At 57.3% G+C, this 20140-nt stretch carries 18 protein-coding genes; all 18 read right to left on the bottom strand.

All coding sequences use genetic code 11. The features are described 5' to 3' along the window. Positions 1-197: 197 nt before the first annotated feature. A complete protein-coding gene (locus MMB74_RS01300; RefSeq protein ID WP_277426781.1) occupies positions 198-3080 on the bottom strand; it encodes a polymer-forming cytoskeletal protein in 2883 nt (960 codons plus the stop codon). A 160-nt stretch (positions 3081-3240) separates the two neighbouring features. Then, positions 3241-4284, bottom strand: a complete 1044-nt coding sequence (locus MMB74_RS01295; RefSeq protein WP_277426780.1) for a phage tail protein — start codon at positions 4282-4284, stop codon at positions 3241-3243. Then, on the bottom strand, positions 4277-5404 hold the full coding sequence (locus MMB74_RS01290) for a hypothetical protein (protein ID WP_277426779.1): 1128 nt from the start codon (positions 5402-5404) through the stop codon (positions 4277-4279). The genes MMB74_RS01295 and MMB74_RS01290 overlap by 8 nt, the downstream gene beginning before the upstream one ends. Continuing rightward, entirely contained in the window at positions 5401-8406 is a 3006-nt protein-coding gene (locus MMB74_RS01285; RefSeq protein ID WP_277426778.1) for a hypothetical protein, read from the bottom strand. Before MMB74_RS01285 ends, MMB74_RS01290 begins: the two co-directional genes overlap by 4 nt. A 7-nt stretch (positions 8407-8413) precedes the next feature. Then, positions 8414-8806 carry a GPW/gp25 family protein gene (locus MMB74_RS01280; protein ID WP_277426777.1) on the bottom strand — a complete coding sequence of 131 codons (393 nt, stop codon included), beginning with the start codon at positions 8804-8806 and terminating at the stop codon, positions 8414-8416. Further along, entirely contained in the window at positions 8806-9228 is a 423-nt protein-coding gene (locus MMB74_RS01275) for a PAAR domain-containing protein (protein ID WP_277426776.1), read from the bottom strand. The genes MMB74_RS01280 and MMB74_RS01275 overlap by 1 nt, the downstream gene beginning before the upstream one ends. Before the next feature lie 24 nt (positions 9229-9252). Next, positions 9253-9786: a phage baseplate assembly protein V gene (locus MMB74_RS01270; RefSeq protein WP_277426775.1), complete on the bottom strand. Its 534-nt coding sequence runs from the start codon at positions 9784-9786 to the stop codon at positions 9253-9255. Positions 9787-9794: 8 nt separating this feature from the next. Further along, positions 9795-10796: a contractile injection system protein, VgrG/Pvc8 family gene (locus MMB74_RS01265; protein ID WP_277426774.1), complete on the bottom strand. Its 1002-nt coding sequence runs from the start codon at positions 10794-10796 to the stop codon at positions 9795-9797. 184 nt (positions 10797-10980) lie between these two features. Further along, on the bottom strand, positions 10981-11709 hold the full coding sequence (locus MMB74_RS01260; RefSeq protein ID WP_277426773.1) for a peptidoglycan-binding protein LysM: 729 nt from the start codon (positions 11707-11709) through the stop codon (positions 10981-10983). A gap of 1573 nt (positions 11710-13282) precedes the next feature. Next, positions 13283-13873, bottom strand: a complete 591-nt coding sequence (locus tag MMB74_RS01255; protein ID WP_277426772.1) for a phage tail protein — start codon at positions 13871-13873, stop codon at positions 13283-13285. Between the two features lie 46 nt (positions 13874-13919). Further along, positions 13920-14042 carry a DUF6760 family protein gene (locus MMB74_RS27395; protein ID WP_325340742.1) on the bottom strand — a complete coding sequence of 41 codons (123 nt, stop codon included), beginning with the start codon at positions 14040-14042 and terminating at the stop codon, positions 13920-13922. Between the two features lie 41 nt (positions 14043-14083). Next, on the bottom strand, positions 14084-14479 hold the full coding sequence (locus MMB74_RS01250; RefSeq protein ID WP_277426771.1) for a hypothetical protein: 396 nt from the start codon (positions 14477-14479) through the stop codon (positions 14084-14086). A gap of 38 nt (positions 14480-14517) precedes the next feature. Further along, positions 14518-14958, bottom strand: coding sequence for a phage tail protein (locus MMB74_RS01245; RefSeq protein WP_277426770.1), 441 nt, complete (start codon positions 14956-14958; stop codon positions 14518-14520). Between the two features lie 12 nt (positions 14959-14970). Then, positions 14971-16674, bottom strand: a complete 1704-nt coding sequence (locus tag MMB74_RS01240) for a phage tail sheath C-terminal domain-containing protein (RefSeq protein WP_277426769.1) — start codon at positions 16672-16674, stop codon at positions 14971-14973. 12 nt (positions 16675-16686) lie between these two features. Beyond that, entirely contained in the window at positions 16687-17313 is a 627-nt protein-coding gene (locus tag MMB74_RS01235) for a hypothetical protein (RefSeq protein WP_277426768.1), read from the bottom strand. A 4-nt stretch (positions 17314-17317) separates the two neighbouring features. Then, entirely contained in the window at positions 17318-17944 is a 627-nt protein-coding gene (locus tag MMB74_RS01230) for a DUF4255 domain-containing protein (protein WP_277426767.1), read from the bottom strand. Positions 17945-18145: 201 nt separating this feature from the next. After that, a complete protein-coding gene (locus MMB74_RS01225) occupies positions 18146-18973 on the bottom strand; it encodes a hypothetical protein (RefSeq protein WP_277426766.1) in 828 nt (275 codons plus the stop codon). 608 nt (positions 18974-19581) lie between these two features. After that, positions 19582-20094 carry a hypothetical protein gene (locus MMB74_RS01220; RefSeq protein ID WP_277426765.1) on the bottom strand — a complete coding sequence of 171 codons (513 nt, stop codon included), beginning with the start codon at positions 20092-20094 and terminating at the stop codon, positions 19582-19584. Between the last annotated feature and the right edge of the window lie 46 nt (positions 20095-20140).

The raw sequence follows: 20140 nt of genomic DNA, 5'->3' as shown, positions 1-20140 counted from the left end.
TGTTTCACTAATCCCGCAGCCGGGGGCCAGCAGCCCGCTTTCCCTCGTTGAGCCGAGGCCCAATCCCTCTCCGAACGTCATAGAACCGACGTGGTTCAACGTCGAATGTAATCTGTGCTCATTACAGCATCGCACTTCGAACCAGGCCAACTAGAACGACTGCTCACAGGATTTAGATGGCTAATTCAAAAATACGTCTAACCGAGATTAATGTAGGTCACAACAACATCCGCACCCAAACCCTTATAATTCGCGCAACTTATTTCAACACTACTGCCCTTTGGAACCGGCGCACATGCGGTAGCCTCCCATATCGGCGCATCATCGCTCGTATCGGTAAAATGAGTACCAACCGAATATGAACCCCCACCATTTAGGGTTACGGTCATACCTACGCCGATATCACCATTCGCATGCTGGTTATGCACGCCAATAATATTTATTATTATGAATTGATCGTTCGCCGTCGACGTCAAGGACTTAATGGTTCCACTATATTGATTTTGAAAAACTTCCGACGTGACATTGCCAAAATATTTCTGACAATGAATCGATCCTGTAACCGTAAGGTCCCCGTTGATGGTCATCGGGCCTTGGAGCGTATCCGGAATATCGACCGCGCCATGAATTTTCCCCGTAACGGTCAGGTCTCCATATATCTCCGCTTGCCTACTTTGCGAACTGGCCCCAACTGTGAGATCGCCCGTGACCTGAAGATCGTCATCGACTTTCATTCGCCCCGCGACTTCGAGCGTACCGCCCGTCCCGGCAAGTGTTCCTTGCACCTTGAGGTCGCTTTCTGCCGTCAGCTGTCCGGTCACCGTTAGCGTATCGTTCGTGGCGCCGCCCACTACGCCAAGCCCCCCGTTTGCCGTCAACATCCCTGCAACCGTTTCGCTCTTGTTGACCACTACCGAATCCGCCGTCACCGCCTTTTCAAACTTGGCCGGACATTGAACATCAAACGTCGCACTGTTTGTCACAGAAAAAGGCCCACTAAACTTCGCAGTGCCCGTCGAGCTCACATCCATCGCTGTCATTGCCCCCGTAAATTGCGAAGTCCCGGTCACTTCGAAATTACCGGTGACATTGAGATTACCCTCAACGTTAGCGTCGCTTGAAGCAGTCAGCACTCCGCGAATCCTACCGTCACCCGTAACGTCGAGTCTTCCGCCCGCCGACAGGTCACTATCGATGGTCGCAAATCCCGTCACATGCAGATTCCCCACTACGTCGACGTCGCCATCGATATCGAGCGCTCCTCCCTCGAAGCTGGCTGGCCCGTTGACTTGCAGCGCGTAATTGCTATTGATTTTCACCGCACTATCATCAACATTTATCGCCACCGTATTAGGCACCACCCCATTGTTCTGCACCACTGTCAGCGCCGGAGGCGTAGCCGGCTGCGCTTCCCCGCCTACCTTCAGCAACTGCCACGTCGTCTCCATGAATGCCGACGACGTGGGCAACAGCGGCGAACCTTCATCTATCGAGACCTTGTGCATCGTCAATTGGGTAGAACTGGTAACGCTGTCCACCCGCCAGGTCTGCGGCACGCTCGCGATATCGAGCGCCGCCAGTGCCCGCAGTGTCGCCCCCGAAGGCAGCTTGGTAAATGTCGTACCAACGCCCGTCACCGCTTTACCTTGAGAGCTGATCGTCCCCTCGCCCGTGAACCATCTGCTCGGTTCTATGCTGTACAGATACGCGCTGTCGGTCACCTCCTCCGAAAACGCCTCCGTCAACTGCAATGAGGTATCGCTCAGCGGCGTGCTCGCGATCTTCGAGGAAATCATCTGCTGTTGCGGCACGAATCGATCAATCACCAGCACATCGCCCGGATTCAGTTTTGTCTGCCCTTGAAACTGGGCGCCGTTACTTGCCATCACCGTATTCCCATCCGGTGTAATGAACCCCGTGCCCTGCGTCTCATCCTGCTCTCCCGCGCTGGCCCGGATGATTCCGTACGTCGTTGGTCCCAACCCCAGCGGGAACGATTCGACGAGCGTCAAACTGTCGTTGCCATCCACCGATGCGATCGTCGCTTGCTGCCTGAGCACCACCCCGAACTGCAGGATCTTGCCCACCATATCGGTCGTGAACTTAGTTTGATACCCCTGCACCGTCACGACGCCGTTCTCCGTTTTGGTCGCCGTCATCAAGCCGCGTCCGATACGCGAATGCACCGGCTGCCCAACGGTCAACAAGGCCGAAGGTTGAGTGTCGTTGATGCCGACGTTGCCCTCGCTATAAAACAGGCTGTCGTCCGAGTTCTGCATCCAGTAGCCGGTCGCCTTTACGCCCGTCAAACCCGCGCCATTGCCGGTGAACGTACCTGAAAACGTGCCGGCGAGATTTGCGGTGCCCTTCAGGTCGCCATCAAATTGGCCCGCGAAATCTCCTTGCGCCTCGACATGCCCATCCAACCGAATCTCGGGCGCCGAAATGTCCAGGTACCGTTCCCCGGTCAGATCGTCTTGTCGCGCCGTGATAGCCATACGCTGAGGCAATGCCGCCACCTGGGCCATTTGGGCTTCGGCCGGTTCGCTCTCCAACACAAACTCAACTTCACCTAGGGCCGCCCCCACGTGACGGCGCCCGTAGCTGCCGTACTGGTAGCGCACCGATTGAATGTTGCCCCCCTGCGCCACGATCACCGCCAACAGCACCTCCGGGCCATCGGGATCGTAGTTCTGCGTGCAGTCGAAGTACGGCGACTCTTCGATGCGCTTGAACTCCGTCGCTGGCATCTCTGGAGCGACCGCCAACAGTTCGCGGTAACTCATCGTCAAAAAGTTTTGCTTGCCATCGCTTAGGGAAACGAGCGGAACAGTTTCATCGTCGAGCAAAACTATCTCTCGGCCATTGCAATCGAGCGCCATGCCAGCCTTCACCGTGACCTGCGTCGGCGCTCGCGCATCCCATGTCACATCGAGGCCCGAAACGACTCCGGCCCGGAACACGCCCGCGCTCAAGCGTTCACGTGCGCCTTTGTGATACAACTGCTCGGCGTCGAAATCACTTCGGAGCAACGCTTCGCCATCGAAATAATTCACTCGAGAAACCATCGCCTGAGTCATTCATCACCTCAATAAAGAATCGGCAGCGATCAAATCGACATCGAGCGGACAGGCACTCTGTTACCCGCCTTCGTGCGGGCTGTCGCAATGAGAACTGTCGTTGAGCGATCCTGAACCGTCAATGCAGGAAGCGCATCTCCTGGTCATCCCATCCCGGAATTTAAGAAGCGCCTGTGCGCCGCGCATCCATTCGAAAAACGTGCTGAGTGTCACCCCCACTGACGGTGAAATGAACGGCATAGGCCGTCAATGCGGGTCTTGCGGTTTCGAGCACGGTGCGCAGCGCGCGGTAATACGCCAGCACAGCCGTTGTTTCATCGTCTTCCGATACGGTGCTCGAGGCGGTCAGTGAGATTGCGATCTCGAAGCGCCACGGTACATGCGCCACCATCTCGCTATCGTTGGCTTCGAAATCGATGCCGTCCCGCTGGACGTCCGGCCGGACGTCGTCCGAAATCACGACAGCTTTCGTAGGATCGGGATAGCTATCGCGCACGTGAAATGCCGGCAACGCATCCGTGTCGGTCTCGCGCACGATGAACGCTGGACGCTCGCAATCGCTAACCATAATTTTGCCCAGCGTCACGCCTTTCACCGGCTGAGCCAATGTAGGGAGGAGCGCTTCGAGCAACCACTCCATCCCCATCGGCGTCCCGCGTGCGCGATCAAAAGCGAATGCCTTCGCGACGAGCGTACGAGACGTATCGATCGACCAATTTTTATCGACACTCAACCCGATCGTCGAGCCGAGCCATTCGAAGAACGACCTCACCCACACTTCCACCGGCGTCCGTCGGTCGGGATCCGTCACGTACTGCGGTAAGCCGAAATAATTCGCCAGCGTATTGAAAAGCGCCGTCTTGTCTTTCTCGACCGTGTCTTCCGATAACGGCGGAATGAACACCGATGGATCGCTATTCGGAAATAAGAAACTCCAGCGCGGATAAAACATGTTGCCGATGACGTCGGCATCTAGCAGCTGTCGTATGCCGATGCGGTAGGCAAGCCTTGCATCCAAGGCGCTATCGGCTTGTTCGAGATCATCACCATCCGCGATGCCAGAGAGCAACTTCTCGAACATCTTCAGGTACAACGCAAGAAATGGCAGCCCCCCGCCCGTATCGGCACTTGCATAGCACGCCGGCAAATAGTTCAAATAGCTCGAAGGCACCGACGTTAGAGAGCTTTCCGCTTCGTCAGTCATTGCCCGCCTCCAGCGCCGTAACCGATGCGGCATAAAGGCGTGGCAGCCCCGTCTGCATCATGCCCATCGAGTCGGGGCGAAGCGGCGGCGTCTCCAACCCTGCTGCCTTCGCTAGATCGGGGCGTCGCAACAATGCGATCTGCGGGTGAATCAACTCGATCGATTCGACTCGATCGACGCCCGGAACCGCAGCAATGATGGGTATAAGGGTCGTCTCGTCGACCGGCGAGCCATAAACCCAATCTCGCCCACCATCGTTACGCACGGGTTGCAACGCCTGCTCGAGCGCTGTCAGCACGGCTGCGGCAATTTCATCCGCGCGCTCTCGGGCAAAGCAGAGAACCTCACACTGAACGTCGACATAAAGCAAGTGAGCGTTAGTGACCGTAATCGCTCCGCCTAACAGGGTTCGCGCAGCTAGATATTGACGAACGCAATCGACGAGCGCGGTTTCCGCTGCCGCCTGAGCGTCGTCCGTGAGCGATGTCAGCGCAATCGAATACGTACCGTCCCATTCGCTTTTCGGTGACGAGTAGATGCAAGGTGCATCGTTCACCAGAAAAAGGTCCGTCACGTCGCCACGCTGCCGAGAGCATAAGCGGGCGACGTGCAGCGGCGTGACGCCCCGCTTCGCTCGTGCGTCCAGGAACGCGCTGAGCTGGCTCGCCAGTTGCTTGATATCCCCCGGTGTAATCGCGAGATACGGCGCACGGCGATAAGTTACGACGGCATCCTGCAACCCCGAATAGCCGACGCGTGCGCCCATTTCCATTTGCGCGAGCGAAGCTTTCAGCGTCTCGTACGGCGGATCCTGAGAATCGGTGTCTGCATACTTCGCGTAAGGGAAATCGGTGGCGTAATGACTCTCGCTCGGCAAAGCCAGCGCATTCGAGAGGCCAGCCACCCAACGCGCCATGTTGCGATAGGTTTCCAACGGCACCGCGTTTGCGGTGTAGGCCGTACCCTCGGCAATCCAAACGAGCATTTGCAGCAGCGTAATGCCAGGATCTGACGGGTTATGGTCGGTCCAGCCGGGTGCGTAGCCGGGAATCTGGCGCACCAACTGATCAAGCACCTTCTGCGCCTGCATCACATCGAGGTTGGGTAAATCGAAGCTCATGATTGCGGCGCCTCCGCAAAGCGCAGATCGATCACGCCAGCCGAAGGCGATTCGTGAGCCTTAAGCACGACGTCGCTTGCTTGCCCGCACAGCGTCAGCGCCATCACCGCGGTGACCGACCGTTGCGCCTCGAGGAACGAATACACCGACACGTATCGCATCGGATCGCCGATCGGCCATCCTCGCCCGGCAGCGCCGCCTTGCGCAGGGTGCAGAAACAGCATCAATTGGTCGGCAATCGTGGCTTGCAAATCAAGCCATTGCGTTTTCGGCACGCTCGTCTGCAGCAACACCGCCACGTCGATACGCATGAACGACGGACGCCGGGCTGTCGTGCGCGCAGCGAGCGCGGGTGTGCTGCGCCGGCGAACGTAGGTTAAAACGTCGTCAAGCATCGACATGGGTGTAAGCGGTTCCGGTTCGCTCGAGTCGGCCAATACAACAAGTTCAAGCTGCGGCCATTTGCGAATCTGCGCCAGCGTCGGCGCAGCCTCCCATGCGGTCCCTGCTGTGAGATCCGGCCCGACCGCACGTTCGATTGCGCGCACGCGGCACACGCCCGCACTGGCTACACAGGCGAGCGCCTCCGCATCGGCGGCGCTCACGATGCGATCATTCGCGCGTACACGCGCCGGCCCGCTATACGTCAAATCGTCGACCTTGTCCGCATCCGCACCGCCGCGCGCGGCGACCGGGTTCGTTACCTGCGCGATCCCCGACGCCGCCGAATACAAGGCTGTCAAGGCGCCGGCCGCCACATTGCCGCCGGCGCCCCGCGTCACGGCGTAACACGTCGCAATGATGTTGTCTGCGCCGGGCGGCGGAATCTTGCCCGTTGCGCCGTCACCGAACACGATTGCGCCGCCGAGCGCATCGACAGCAAAAACACGGTCTTGCGGCCTGCAGCCGATAAAGCTGTCCACGCGCGTCCACGAATACGCCGCTGTCTGTTGCTGTGGCTCGCTCGTCCCTAATGTCGCCGGATCGGCAGTCACCGGCTCGACGACCGAAATCGCAACCGCATATTGCAAATCTTCGCTTACCGCAAGAAGCAATTGATCGCTCCGAGGCAAGGCGGTGCCAATGTGGTTGAGCGTGAATCGTTGACCCGGTTGCCCATTGCTGGAGCCCAGCATTTCATTTCGATAGGTCGCCCTGTTGGATGCGGCCACCGTATTCGGATAGATGCCGCGCAGCCGGAGTGCGCGGCGCCGGCGCGGGCATAACACGCGAACCCAACACGCGGTTAGAGAGAAGAAGACCGCCGCTTGCATGGCCGGCGGGACCGTAAAGGTAATCGTCCCGCTACGTGCCATGCCGGAGTCGCTCGCGTTGATCGCGAGGGGTTGCCAAGCCGAACTCGATGCATCGAACCACTGCCATTGGCCGACCTCACGGTAGCCAACGCGCTCGTGCTCCGGATCGACATCGACATACATGGTCAGCTGTTGGCCCAGACCACGTGCGAGAAGATCGGGGGAGCTCAACGCGAGGTAAGCCGATGCGCCCTCTTCGGCCAGTGGTTGATACGGTTCGATCACTGTCGTTAGCAGCGGATCGAGTTTGAATGCGTTATGAGCCCACATTGAAGACGGCGCCCCCCCGCTCTCGTATTCGATGACAAGCGAGCGCACGAACGGAGGATCAAAGCCATTTTTCAAATCCCCATAGTCGCCGGCGCTGAGGACTGCGCGAATCCAAAGCCCCTGGCTCCCGGCTACAGAGGTCGGCGCGATCGCCGGGCAGGTAAAAGAGACCGTCCCGCTCTGCATCAGGTTGCGAGTGCTATCGACAAACCGATAAGGGTCGCCCTCGCTCGACAGCGGCATCCAGGTCGTGCCGCCCCAGTATTGCCACGCAATCTGCGCCGTGCGCGGGTTCGTTATCGGGCGCACTTCGAGATGCATCGTAATCGGCACGTTTTGAACTGCGAATACCGCGTCCGATCGGATACTGAAGGTGTAGTCGAGTGCCGGTACCGTGTTTCCGAACGCATTCACGCCGTTCTTGAGATCCACCAGCATTGCGTTGACAGCCGCTTGTTGCGGTAGCGTCGACTGCGTCCCGAAATCGCACCAAACGGAATCGACCCGCGGCAAATACCCATTCAAAGCGGGGACGATGCGCACGTCTGCCGCGGGCGCGCACACGAGCCAATCAAACGCCGTCGTAGGGCAAGACGCAAAGAAGGGGTCCGTCATATCCAACGCACGGCCGGCCTTGGCCGAAAGCACCGCATGCAACGCGGCGACCGGTTGAGCCGCGGCGGTCGGCAATGCGCTAAATACGATCGTGCAGGTGCGCTGATCGGTCGAACCCACCACTGTGACAGATAGCGGATTGAGTGCGCCGTCATACCAGCGCTGAAAATATTCGGGGTCCAGCCGTGTGCCTTTCAACTCGAGCTTCATTTGACTCGCCGCCCGCCGTGGAGCGAAGAGCGCGGAATCGCCGAGCATCCAACAATGGGCGAAGGCACATTCCGCTTTGCTCGAAGCGTCGCCAGGGAACGCGGGCGCCGCGTTCCCGCTTTGCCATAACGTCTGTAGATCACAGTAGCGATCCAACCGAGGCGAGACCGTCAGCGCGGCACTGAGTGTCGCCGGCAATACTTGCAAGTCGCGCTCGGTCTCGAACCGCACGCCGGGTATAGACGAGCCGACGACAGCCGTCCCCTTGGGCAGCGCGACCGGCGCCGCCCCCGGCGCGAGCGAAAAGCTGACGGGCGCGGACGCGCACGCCGCCCGCCGCAACGACATATCCAAGAAGCGATACAGCGCCAATTGTCGCTGAACGGGAATCGCGTTGACTACACTTGCAAGGTCTTGACCCAGCAGCGAAAAGAGTTTCAGTAGGGCCAACCCCGGATCTTGCGCTACCGCCTCGGCCGTCACTGCATCGGCATCGGGAACGCCCCATTGCGGGTTGTATAACCGGGCAAGCGCCAACGCATCGTCAAAAAACGCCGAAGCTGTGCGCTGATCGAAAACCGGAACGCTCATGCGCGTCTCATTTGAGGTAGAAGGGATAAACCAGGTTGTCCGCCTTGTTTGTCTCCCTGACGATGTATTCGATGGTGATTGGCAACAGAGTAGGCATCTTGGGATCGATTCCTACCGTGACACTGGGCGCATTGATGCGTGGCTCCCATGTCCGCAGGGCAACCGTTACGTACGTTTGCGCGAGCGAACGCGTGTCGCTGGTGTTGGGCGCAAAAACGAGTTCGCCGATTCGGCAGCCGAACGTCGGCATGAGTACCCTTTCGCCAGGCACGGTGCGCAGAATCGCGAGGATCGATTCGCGTATCTTTTGCTCGCCCGCGCTCCACTGCACTCGTGCCGACGTGGAAAGCGCGATCGGGAAGGACCACCCTCTGCCCAGAAAATCGCTGTTGGCAAGCATCAAACACCTGTGGGGCTAAGAACGCCGACGCACACGTTCACCGGCTTACGAACTTGCACTTGTGGGGCGGGCGCTTGCGGGACTTCCGTGCACGTGCTGCACGGATCTGCTGCTTTCGCCACCTTTTTGCCATTGATCCTCACATTGACATTGCACGAGGTGATCTGGCCTATGTTCGACGGCGCAGACTCAAATGTGTACGAGGGCAGCGGAACATGCACGATCAGGTTATTCACCTTCGATTCGATTGTCGCCACAGGGTCCCCGTTGACTTTCACATTGCTTTCCAGTGTGCCCGGATCGAAGTTTCCGTTAAAGGGGCATTCCTGCGGCTGCGTCTCACTCGTTATCGAATTGACGATGGTATGCGTATCCATCACCGGCCCTATCCCGTCGCCTGCCTTCGCTATGCGCTGCCCCATGCTTCGCTCCGCTCGTGAGAGTGATCACCCTTCCTGGGCGTTGAGATCGATCGATTTCGCTTCGAGCTTGATGTTCTCCTGGCCCTTCACCACTATGTTCTGCCCTTGCAAAGTCAGCGTACCGGTTGCTGTGATCGACAGATCGCCTTTGCTGACAAAGGAAATCTCGTTCTTGCTTGTGTCGATCTTCACCAAGTTTCCTTTTTCGTCCGTGATCTCGATCGACGGCTGGTCGGAATCGTCAAACGTGATCTTCTTCTTGCTGCTCGTTTGGAGAACCCATACCTTCGGCTGCTTTTCTTTGTCCTCGACGATGGGTTTTGCCTTGCCGTCCCAAGGGAAACCGATGACATAGCCACAGGTGCGATTCTCGGTCGCGAACGCCACCAAAACAGGCGCACCTACTTGCGGCAAAGCGAACATACCGTAGCCCGGTCCGGCGAAAGGACTCGCCAATTGAAGCCAATCGGATACGAAACCGTCGGCGTACGTCACTTTGATACGCCCGAGACCGAGCTTATCCGCGACGTCATTCACGGTTCCCAATTCGACCTTCAAGTGCGAGCTCATATTCCGCCTCGCCTCAAACCGAGGATCGTGCGGTCGCCTTGCCGATCGCGCTCGTGCGTACTTCTGAAGATGTAGTACCAGCCATCGACGAAGGCATTCACGCCCTTGATGTTGACGTTGAAGCCGGCTGTAGCTTGCAAATTGACATCACGCAGCGTTGCTGTCCCCTCGAGAAAAACGTTTTGCCGAAGCGTGCGAGCAGCTTGCGCTGCGTAGTTGAGCGTGTCCCCATCCTTCAGGTCCGGCCGTCTCGATGTCATCGGCACCGTTGCGGCGAACGGTCGGCTTGCCTGGAAGCCGGCCGTCTGCCAATTCAATTCGTTCCAATCCTCGTCTTTGTCGCAGTACCCCTTCAATTCGTCACCCATCTTTCCGGTCGTCACGTCATAGCCCCATGCGGTTACCGGTGAACCGACTGTCGGCACGCGCAGATCGAGCGATATCGCTGCGATGTCTTGCCTATAGACCAACGCTAGATCACCCGGAGACTTGCCCTGTATGCTTGGACGCACGATCAATGTTTCAACGTTTCCCGCCATTTGAACGATGCACTCGTAGTTGCCCTCCACACAACGTCTCATCAGGAAGTCGTAGTCGGTCTCGTTGTCCTGAAGCACATAGGGATACGTTTTGCCGGGCATTTCATCGGCCGACAGCGTCAACCCGTTCACTAACGACACCACCGATTCGAAAATTTGCTTGTCGGTCTGATCGACAAATGCCGTAGTGTGAGCGCCAAACCTGAGCCAATGCATTTTGTCGAAAGCGATGACGGTGAGCATCGATGTTCCACCTGACTCGGGACGTGCCTCGAAGGTCATCCCGCTGATGTACGTCAATGGCAGCGCCACACCTTGCGCGCTTCCGCCCAGCGCCAGCTGCGAAAACTCGACCTTGCTGCCCACCGCGAACTGCTTGAAATCGTGCTCAGTCCAGTGCTCGTCTACGGTAAAGACGATCTGGCACATTGCGGGTACGTTGATCTCTTGCACAAACATAGCCGATACCTGCGCCGCGCTTGCCGTAGGCGTAATGTGTCGCTCGTTGACCTTGACATTGCGGAATTCGTTCGCATTGCGTGCGACGCCATAAGAAAGGTCCGTCCCCGACGACCGCGCCTTCGACGCACCGCCTTCGGCTGCATTGTGCGCAGTCGGAATCGTGCTGCCCCCGCCCAGCAGATCAGACATAGTCCGACGCCCCCGCTGGCTCGAACGTCTCATTGTGCGTGTCGGGAATCGCAATCGTTTGGCCAATCCACGTCCGTCCCGGGAACGCGATGGGATCGTAAATGCCGTTTGCATCGGCAATCAAACGCCACTGAGACGAATCGCCCAAGGCGTTATATGCGATCGAACCCAAGCGATCTGTAGCAATGACGTTCACCAACGTACGACAGTTGTCGAGCCCCTGTGCCGTGATCTCTTCAGCGTCGGTCAAAACCTCCGTGAAAGTCACACCTAGCTCTGCTCTGACAGGCACACCAGATGGCAAAAACATCGTGAACTTCTGGCCGACCTGAGTGACGATGCCCGTGAACATGCAATCGGCCCACATGAAGCGCACCGTCGGCGGCACCTTTGCCCCCTTCTTCGCAGGCCAAGGCTCGGTGAGTGCGAGAATGTCATTCGTTAATTTGCGAACGTCGCTCTGTTCTTCGTAAGTGTCGAAAAACAGATCGACCTGCAAATTGCCCGGCTGCGTTCGCGAGAACCATACCTTGTTACCCTCGCCCGTCACCCTCGCGCTTTGATTGAGCGAAAGCGTCTCAGGGTTATACATCACCTTGAGCAAGCTACTGCTAACCTTCATCTGGCTTCGGTGCGCGTTCTCGATATGAATCGACGCATGGTGCAGACTGCTCGGCAAGAGTTTGGCCAGCAGGCTCGACTTGCTGTGTCTCGGTAGCATCAGCGTCCTCCCGATTTGCGGTACTGTTCGGCACTATCGCGTCGACCGGCCTCCGTCAGCACGCCATCCGCCAAGCGCCCCATCGTGCCTTGGGAAAAGAGCGTGTCCTGTAGGAGCGGAATCAATATTCGGCGCACCTCCTCGATTACGGGGACGCTCTGTGGTTGCGGGTCCGGCTCGTTTGAACTAGCGGGAATCGCGCGACGCGGTTCGCGCACGACGAAGGCCTGCCGCGGCGCAGCCCTTTGCCGATCCGCTGAGCGAGCCGATCCAGCGTGTTGCCGCAGCACCAGCGGCGACGGCTCCGCGATGTGCTCGCCGCGATGCCGGGCGCCTCCGAAGGCGCTGCGGTACCGCTGCGGCCGTTGCCGTGCAAAGATGAAGCGTTGTCGTCGTGACGACGCTGTGCGACGAACGAGCCGTTGTGCGAATGCCACCACAGTCCTACGCTGCCGCCCCAGCGAGGTGCGCGTGGTACCCGCAACCCTCGCGGCGAGGGCTCGAACCGCATGAGATGCATTCGCGAACGTAGCGACGCGAGGACTCGCTCGATCACGTGCACGCGTCACGGCAGGTATAACGGCCGCCCGATTAGGCCGCACTGTTCCGTTCGCAACGAAACGATCGCGCCGAAATCGAACCGCTTCGGTTGCAACGGCGCGGTCGCGCCGAAATATCATCAAGACGCATTCTCTGATCGAGCGCCGAGTCGCTGAACGGGCCGAATCGACTATGCGTTCGCCTTTGCCGCGCCGAGGTACGGCTCGTAATAGCGAAACGACCGAATCGAACGCGCGTCGATTGCGCAAACGATCGAACCGATAACTGCGCGGGGCGGATACCATCGGGCGTCGCTGCGCCTCTTCGGTGCGCCGTTCCATCGCGGCGGCGGAACGCCGCTGCTGCGCGTGGCCAAGTAAGCGAGCCGTGGAATCGCCACTACGGCCGCGCGCCCGTGGATCAGCCGCGCCGCGCATAAGTATCTGCCGGCTGCGCGCGGGCGCGCGATCGGGTGCCGCGCGCCTATCGTGCGCGACAAACCGTGCGGCCGAATGCGACGACAGTCGATCGCCAAAATCGCGCAACCGCGCACGACGCGGCGAGGTCGCCACCGCGGCCTGTGGCGCCCGCATCCGTGCTTTCGCACGTTCAAGCGCACCCGGCGCCCGTGTGAACCTCGTCGTACGCCTCGCTCGAAACGCCTGCGACGGCTTGCGCACGCGCGGCGCTGCGACAGCGGCAGCCCTCCCGCCATTCCTCGCTAGTGCAGTCCCTCGCCCGGGTCCCTCGGCCATGCGAGGTGCACGGGGTCGTTTCGAGGCTTGCGCTCGACGCTGCAACGTCGTGTTCATACGCCTGCGGCCCGCGGACTGAGACCTTCCCCACATGGCTTGATGCAAAGGTCTGCGCACAGGAAACACGGCGAACACGAACCGCGGCGCCAATTGCAACGGCCATGGATAACGCGACAGGCCATAGGACCGCCAGCGCGGTCGTGCATTCGAGCGTCGCCAATAGACCCACGCCGCATGCACGCGGAATAACGGGAGTCGTTTCGAGTTCCACCGCATGACTAGAAGTACGAGCTCACACTGAACTTTTCGATCCGATCGATCGAAAGCGTCATACGTTGGACGGCTAGTGCGCTTTGCGAGGCATCGAAATGCACGCCCTCGAGTGCGCGCGGAAAAGCATGATAAAAATTCCACGCTGCAGTCGGTAGACCTACGGAGGGCAAGGGCCCAAAACTGGGGGTATGGAGATCCGACATCAAGAAGATCGTACCGTTCATGCGCTTCACCTTGCCCTTCATGGTGAAGCGGTACCACTCCCACATCGGATCAAGCAGCGTCAGGCCTTTCGTGAATTGCAGTTCATTGCACGTCGTCCGGCCCGGCAGCTTGTGCTCACGGTCGTTGACTCCGCCTTGCCGCACCGTATGCACTTCCGTATTCCAACCGATGCCTTCCACACTGGCAAAGCTGCCTAGCGCCAAGCTCGCGATGCCGCCGGTCACAATCGAACTCATCAGGTTTCCTGAACTCAGAGCAGGATGCAGTATCACGCGGAAGTTGTATGCCTTGTAGGGTTCCAACGCCAACTTCTCTAGCGTTTTGAATCCGCTCTCGAGTTTGTTAAGCGCACCGCCGACCGAAAAGCTCATACATCACCCGTGTTAGATATTTCCGCTGATCGTGGGTTGGCTGTGCTTACCCAAGCGCACGTATGTCGATACCTCGCGGCTCATCCGTCTCTTGAGCTGCATTGATCTTGTCGTTGATCTTGCTGATTTCCTCACACCACCGCCGCCGCTCCGAGTGCGCCATCGACATGATGTCCGCACGCGACCAATGAAGGTGATAAGCGATAAACGCTATCTCCTCATAAAGCTGGCCTGAAACGGCAGCGATTCCACGTTTCCCGGGAATGCCTCCAACGGCTGCCCAGGCACTGCACGCTCTCCGGACTCGGTATCGAGCTGATTGATCTCTTCGTAGAGCTTGAGCAGATGGTTGTAATCCGCCATAAACAGCGTTTCCATTACAGCCGGTGTAATAACCTCGAGCGTCCCCAATTTTAGGATCACTCGCGACAAAACAATGATCGGCTGATAGGCCGGGTTGGCCTGGACGCGGCTGTCCCGCATGGAAACGATCTCATCGGCGGCAGTCGCAAGGCGCATTATGCCTTCTCGATGCAAGGTGCCGTCGTCACCACGCAACCCTATTTTTAAGGTAAACGGAAATTCAATACAGATTGGATCTTCCACGGCCGCACCTTTAACTTTTGGTTAGTCGGTCAACTCTGTTACTTATCACGCGTCATTCGCTCGATGTGCAATTCGAGTGTTTCAATCATGACTTCCGCGCTGCTCGCACTCAGTGCGGTCGTCGACAAATGGGTCGGAAACGCGTTATGGAACGTCCATTTCGCACCGATAGAACCATCGGCATCGAGCAGGATGATCGTCCCGTGGCGCTTAGCATGCGCTGCCGCCGTTCCGGAGGTCACAACAGAGGCATGCCAGAGATATAGGTCGCGCGACGATGTTATTCCCTTCTTCAGAGATACAGTGCCGTACGACGTCAGACCGGAAAACACTCGTTTATTAGGGTACTTGTCTTTCCCTTCACGGTATTCCACTGTATCAATGGTGATATCCGGTATGGTGACCTCCGAAAACGAAGCAGTCACCTTTGGGGTAATGTCGACGATGAAGCGAAATCCGCGAAAAGGATCGATAGCCATGAAATAACTCCGTCAAGATCCGGAACTCGGAGTCGAGGTGATCTGCGAAATCCGGATCACCACGAACTCCGCCGGATAGAGGACAGCCAACCCCACGTCGACATTGAGGATGCCCTGCGTGCGCTGGGCGGGTGGATTATTCGTCTCGTCGCAGGTCACAAAAAAAGCCTCTTGCGGCGAATTGCCAAACAGCGCGCCCTCATTCCAGAGCATACTTAGATAGGCTGATACCTCTCGAATGATAGTCGTCCACAAAAAATTGCTATTGGGTTCGAAAACGACCCACTGAAGACCTGCCTTCAAACTCAACTCACACTGCGTCACGAAACGGCGAACGGCCGTGTATTGCCACTCCGTCCCCACAGCTAGCGTGCGCGCCCCATAAATTGTAATACCGTAACCCGGGACATTCCGAATTACGTTAATTCCATGCGGGTTGCAGGTATCCTGGTCTATTTCACTAAGCCATTTTGTCATTCCCGTGGCCGTTTGAATATGACCGTTTACCACTCCCGCAGGCGAAAAATGCACACCCGCGTTGATGTCGGTTCTCGCCATACAACCCATTACCGGGCCACTTGGCGGAACGGGCACACTCATGCCGGAAACGGGGTTCAGCACAACTGGCCACGGGTAGTAAAATCCGGCATTTTCGTACGAAATCAAAGGTATATTGTCTTTCGTGCCCAACACGAAATCGACGACGTTTTGGCCGTTCGAAGGAATCGCGCCGTTTACACTGGCGGGAATTCCAACGTAAGGCGCATCAATCACATAAAACAAGTTCTTTAGGTTTGCATTCTGGCATGTCAACAACACGCCCGTTGTAATAATGGCCTTTTTATAGTCTTTCACATCCGTTGCATCCGCGCCGCCGGTCATGTCGGCGACCGCAGCATCGGGGGTCGCCACGAGGCTGGCGTCCGATACCGACGAGAGCGCAGGCCACGCCGCCGAATAACCCGAAAGCGCGAAGTCCGTACCGCCTTTCAACTGAGTAGGTGCGCCTGTGCGAGCGGTGGTGAGCTTGGAGACTTGGACAGGCGCAACACCTACCACCCTAATGAATATCGACTTCGCGTTGATTTGCACAGCCAATTTGCAGGTGGTACCGCCCGCAGCCACGCTGGAAAATGTGAAGGCACCAAACGATTCCAACACATAGTGGTCGCCCGTCGGTTTTATTGCATTATCCGTGACGTACTGCTTGAGCAGCCGCTGCGCGATGGTGAGCGTGGTGCCAGTCAAATCGGCGACCTTCACCTGAACATTCACGGAAAAATAGCTGGATGCCTGACCCGTGGGCGGCGTAGGCCCCGCGTCGACGATGGCGATATAGAGATTTTTACCCCACGTACCGGCACTGGCCGCGTTGATCGAATATGTTGCGGTCGCTGCGTCGGAGATGCTGGTGTTGCCAGCCGGAGCAGACTGAGTCGTTGAATTCACGCCGACGACGTAGGCCGTCGTCCCGCCCTCTGCAAAAAATTCGTACACTGCCTTCGACAGCTCGGAGCCCCAAACATAGTCACCGTATCGGGCCCGATAATCAGCCCAGCCGTTGACGAGTCGAGCCACGTTCAGGTCGGCGGGGTCGAGCGTTTGCGGCGCTCCGACGAACACTGGAATGGACGTCGAGACGCTAGCGATCGTCGGCGTTCCTGGTAATTCATCGATATATACGCCCGGATGCGAATAGGGGTTCCCGTCTGCCATGCTCACATCTCCTTAGGCATTTGCCGGCTGCAGGTTTGCACCAACAATTGTCGTCCGCGAGCGGGCTGGCGCCACCCGCTCGAAATGCGACGTGTGTCCATCTTTTGTAAAACGAAGATTCACTGGCGCGCTCGCAGTGCTGGAAGGCAAAGCGAGTGCGTAGTGCCCGAAGTAAGGGCTGTCATCCCGCGCTGCGTACGTCCAAGTCTTGCGCCAATGCCATGTGCCCTGTCGATCCGAAAATAGAGCGAACACCTCGACGTCCCCCAACGGTGCGCCGTCGCTGATAACTTGTCCGCATAGCAGTGTGGTGCCGGTCGGAAACGAATAGGCCGGAGTCGGTCCCAGGGTGAGGACGACGATGAGGTCCGCAAGCGGCTTAAGAAGCGGAAGCGAGATCGCGGTCAGCGTCGCTTGAACGTCTGCGAATCCGGCGCAAGTCACGTTCAAGTGGTGCGGCCGTGTATCGACCAGATCCATGAACACATAAAAGCCACTTCCCTTGTAAAGCGGCGTGTAGGGCGCTCCGTCAACCAGAAACGTTACTGGGACGTCGCCGTCGAGCGGTTCACCCGAGAATCCGTCGAGCAATTGCACGATCGCCGGGAGCTCAGTGGTGACTACTATGTCGCGCTTCATACATTCACCTCGGCGGCTGCGATTGGCGATTGGAGATGACTGCACCTACGTCGCTCTTAAGCACGAGATCGACAGGCATGCCAGGCGATGGCAAGCGAACGGGCGAGACGGTGTAAAGCTTCGTTAGGTGATACGCCTTGTTCGGAAATCCCGCCCACAGGTCGCGCAGCATGTGAATCGTCGCAGGCTGTGGGATCACCGCGAGTTTGGCGTTATCACTATCCCTAAGCGTTTGTGTAATGAATTCTGATGGTATGCTGCCGCAGCGGTCCAGAAGGCCGACCACACTGCCGCCGATCATCTGCTCGTACTCGGGAGATTGGCCGAAGATCACGGCCATATAAAGCAAATCCACCGCCAGCGGTGCAGGCGTCAGGACTAGCGAGGCCATGCTCGAGTCACCCTGCTCCGCTGATACCGTCGGCGGAGCATTGCGCAATTCTGGATTGAGCTCGATTTGGTACAGATAAAGCAAAAGCTTGTTTTCGCTAATGGCCTCGGGCGCCCCAGGCGAATCGAACACCACCGTATCCTCGGACGCCAAGCGAGGCACGTACGCGCAGATAAAGCTACGTAGCGCATTGCTAACGCCCGCTATTACTTGCTCAGGGTCGGTTGGGAGATTTAGCATGATCCGACATTACAAGGTGTGGTCGCAGGTCGCCGCCGAACCAGCTGGCCGACAGCACCTACCTGCTCTGGATCGATTTGCGTCATCAGCATGGCAACAATCTGAAACATACATTAAACTTATACTCCGCCCCGTCAATTTCACTCGACAGCAGGCAACCGATTGATCCAACAACAAGATCGTGTCATATGTCGAGCACGATTAAGTCACATCAAAAGCACTTTTTATGTTTGTCAGATAGCGCGGCAACTGCGCACCTAGCTTAGCGGAGATCTTGCCCGCACCTTGATAATTAGTCCATAGCAATATTTGGTTAATGCCAAGATCCGTCGAAGCGGATTCGGTTATATCAACATAGGTTTCGATTATGAAATCACATGCATCACTATTAGTGACATCCGGTGAAGTCACCAGCTTCAACTGGTTCTTTCCCATCGACAATGCGCATAGCGCGAAAGTCTTGCCATGCACCGGCATCATGGATACAGAACAGATTCCCGACCGCCCGTTTAAAATCACCCAATCAACGTCGAACGCCTTAGCTGGACCAGACAAATTAATGGTCGCCACTTCCCCCCCAGACAACCCTGTGCCCGTCACAGTAAGGCGTCGCGCGTGCGAAGGCGCCGCGCACAGCACCATCTCGATTGGACCGTCACACCATTCAACAGCTGGGGCATCGCCGAACCGGACCACGATACGAGCATCGCTGCTCAACGAGCAATAACCCTGAATCGACTTCAAATCTGGTGGCACCTCCACATAACACGTCAACGTGAACGTGCTACTTCCGAGCGACGGGTCCACGTCCAACTCGAGAACTGATCCCGACGGCGACGTCTTGATTTGCACTCGCTGAATACACGGCGCGCGAGAATCATCCGGAATAACGGAATTGTAGGATAATCCCTGATCACCAACACCTTCATCCGCGAGAGCCCAACAAACGTCCGCGGTCGTCAAACAGACGCACAAATTGTATTTTTGGGAAATATCCCTAAAATCAAAAATAACCGGGACAAGATTCATTATGCCCCTCCGATCATAAGAGCAAACGATCCCCTCTGCGTCACATTCGTTTCATCGATTTCCGACTCAAATCTGGCCCAACCGCCGGTTGACAAATCGACGCGACCCTGAATCAGCGATTCACTCGAATTCAGATATAGCGAGATTCTAAGCTCGTCACAAGCATTCGATGTTTTAAATGAAAGCCGACGACGATTTAATCCAAAACTACGCATCGGCATGACCCCGCCTCGAGGAACCTCAATTGTCATCTGAGTGACACCGATTCCCTTTCCGCCACTTGACCAATTCGCGTTACAGAAAGGATAGATTATAACATCCGCTTTTCCGTCGGCTGGCAATTGATAAAGCACGATAGTAACGGGATAGAGTTTCGAGGAATTCTCTGTAGAATACTGAGATCGGTCTCCTTTGATCGGCGAAATATGTGTCGGGGCTGAGCGAGCATGCACGTCGTCCGCCGAATCCGGGTGAGGCGAAGATCCGTCTGGTGGCGATGGCTCTCCCTTCATGCTTACAAGCTCGCTTTCGTTCACGTGGTCCATCGCGTACCTCGCAGGTCAGCAACCATCATTCAGATAAACAACTCAGCTCGAAGTGGCGCTCCATTACCTCTTGTCGCGATCATTAAAAACCCAATCATAAGTCGCCTGCCAACGATTATTGCTCAGTAGAGCTCTTTGACCGCAAAGCTCCACGGACGCGGTCGCTTCATACGAACTTCGGAAATACAGCGTCGCCTGCGCTGTGCCAGATACCGCGCTCAGAAAGGTATCGACATGAATCAATGAAAACAGTGGCGAGATCGCCTCAGTGTGCTTAACATCGGATGTAGCAGCAATATCTTCGCCCGCCACTTGCAGTGACAAAACATCACCTTGGGCGCTAAAAAGAGACAGGCCAATCGGAACTGTCCATTCCCGACCCACCACTGTCCGCTGAATCTTCAGGCATCCCTTTTCATCACCCACGGAGCAGGACCAGATCGTTGGCGCGTTGCTCGCCTCCTCGCCTGACAATCCCATTTTGTCGGTCGCGAGTCTGATTATTTCGCCCGGAACAAAATTCTCGAATCTAATCGTACAATTGTTGAATTCCGGATACGATTGGGTGATAGGCATATGACCTCTCATCTACTGCAGGATATCGATTCAGCGGCACACCGGT

It is taken from the genome of Trinickia sp. Y13 (genome assembly GCF_029522115.1).
Classification (GTDB): Bacteria; Pseudomonadota; Gammaproteobacteria; order Burkholderiales; family Burkholderiaceae; genus Trinickia.
This window is presented reverse-complemented; position numbering and strand designations above follow the sequence as displayed.

Bases quoted from the DNA above. Each gene is read 5' to 3' on its own strand.
- MMB74_RS01300 (WP_277426781.1), bottom strand. From the start codon at position 3,080: ATGACTCAGGCGATGGTTTCTCGAGTGAATTATTTCGATGGCGAAGCG.
- MMB74_RS01295 (WP_277426780.1), bottom strand. From the start codon at position 4,284: ATGACTGACGAAGCGGAAAGCTCTCTAACGTCGGTGCCTTCGAGCTAT.
- MMB74_RS01290 (WP_277426779.1), bottom strand. From the start codon at position 5,404: ATGAGCTTCGATTTACCCAACCTCGATGTGATGCAGGCGCAGAAGGTG.
- MMB74_RS01285 (WP_277426778.1), bottom strand. From the start codon at position 8,406: ATGAGCGTTCCGGTTTTCGATCAGCGCACAGCTTCGGCGTTTTTTGAC.
- MMB74_RS01280 (WP_277426777.1), bottom strand. From the start codon at position 8,806: ATGCTTGCCAACAGCGATTTTCTGGGCAGAGGGTGGTCCTTCCCGATC.
- MMB74_RS01275 (WP_277426776.1), bottom strand. From the start codon at position 9,228: ATGGGGCAGCGCATAGCGAAGGCAGGCGACGGGATAGGGCCGGTGATG.
- MMB74_RS01265 (WP_277426774.1), bottom strand. From the start codon at position 10,796: ATGTTTGTGCAAGAGATCAACGTACCCGCAATGTGCCAGATCGTCTTT.
- MMB74_RS01260 (WP_277426773.1), bottom strand. From the start codon at position 11,709: ATGCTACCGAGACACAGCAAGTCGAGCCTGCTGGCCAAACTCTTGCCG.
- MMB74_RS01255 (WP_277426772.1), bottom strand. From the start codon at position 13,873: ATGAGCTTTTCGGTCGGCGGTGCGCTTAACAAACTCGAGAGCGGATTC.
- MMB74_RS27395 (WP_325340742.1), bottom strand. From the start codon at position 14,042: ATGTCGATGGCGCACTCGGAGCGGCGGCGGTGGTGTGAGGAAATCAGC.
- MMB74_RS01245 (WP_277426770.1), bottom strand. From the start codon at position 14,958: ATGGCTATCGATCCTTTTCGCGGATTTCGCTTCATCGTCGACATTACC.
- MMB74_RS01240 (WP_277426769.1), bottom strand. From the start codon at position 16,674: ATGGCAGACGGGAACCCCTATTCGCATCCGGGCGTATATATCGATGAA.
- MMB74_RS01235 (WP_277426768.1), bottom strand. From the start codon at position 17,313: ATGAAGCGCGACATAGTAGTCACCACTGAGCTCCCGGCGATCGTGCAA.
- MMB74_RS01230 (WP_277426767.1), bottom strand. From the start codon at position 17,944: ATGCTAAATCTCCCAACCGACCCTGAGCAAGTAATAGCGGGCGTTAGC.
- MMB74_RS01225 (WP_277426766.1), bottom strand. From the start codon at position 18,973: ATGAATCTTGTCCCGGTTATTTTTGATTTTAGGGATATTTCCCAAAAA.
- MMB74_RS01220 (WP_277426765.1), bottom strand. From the start codon at position 20,094: ATGCCTATCACCCAATCGTATCCGGAATTCAACAATTGTACGATTAGA.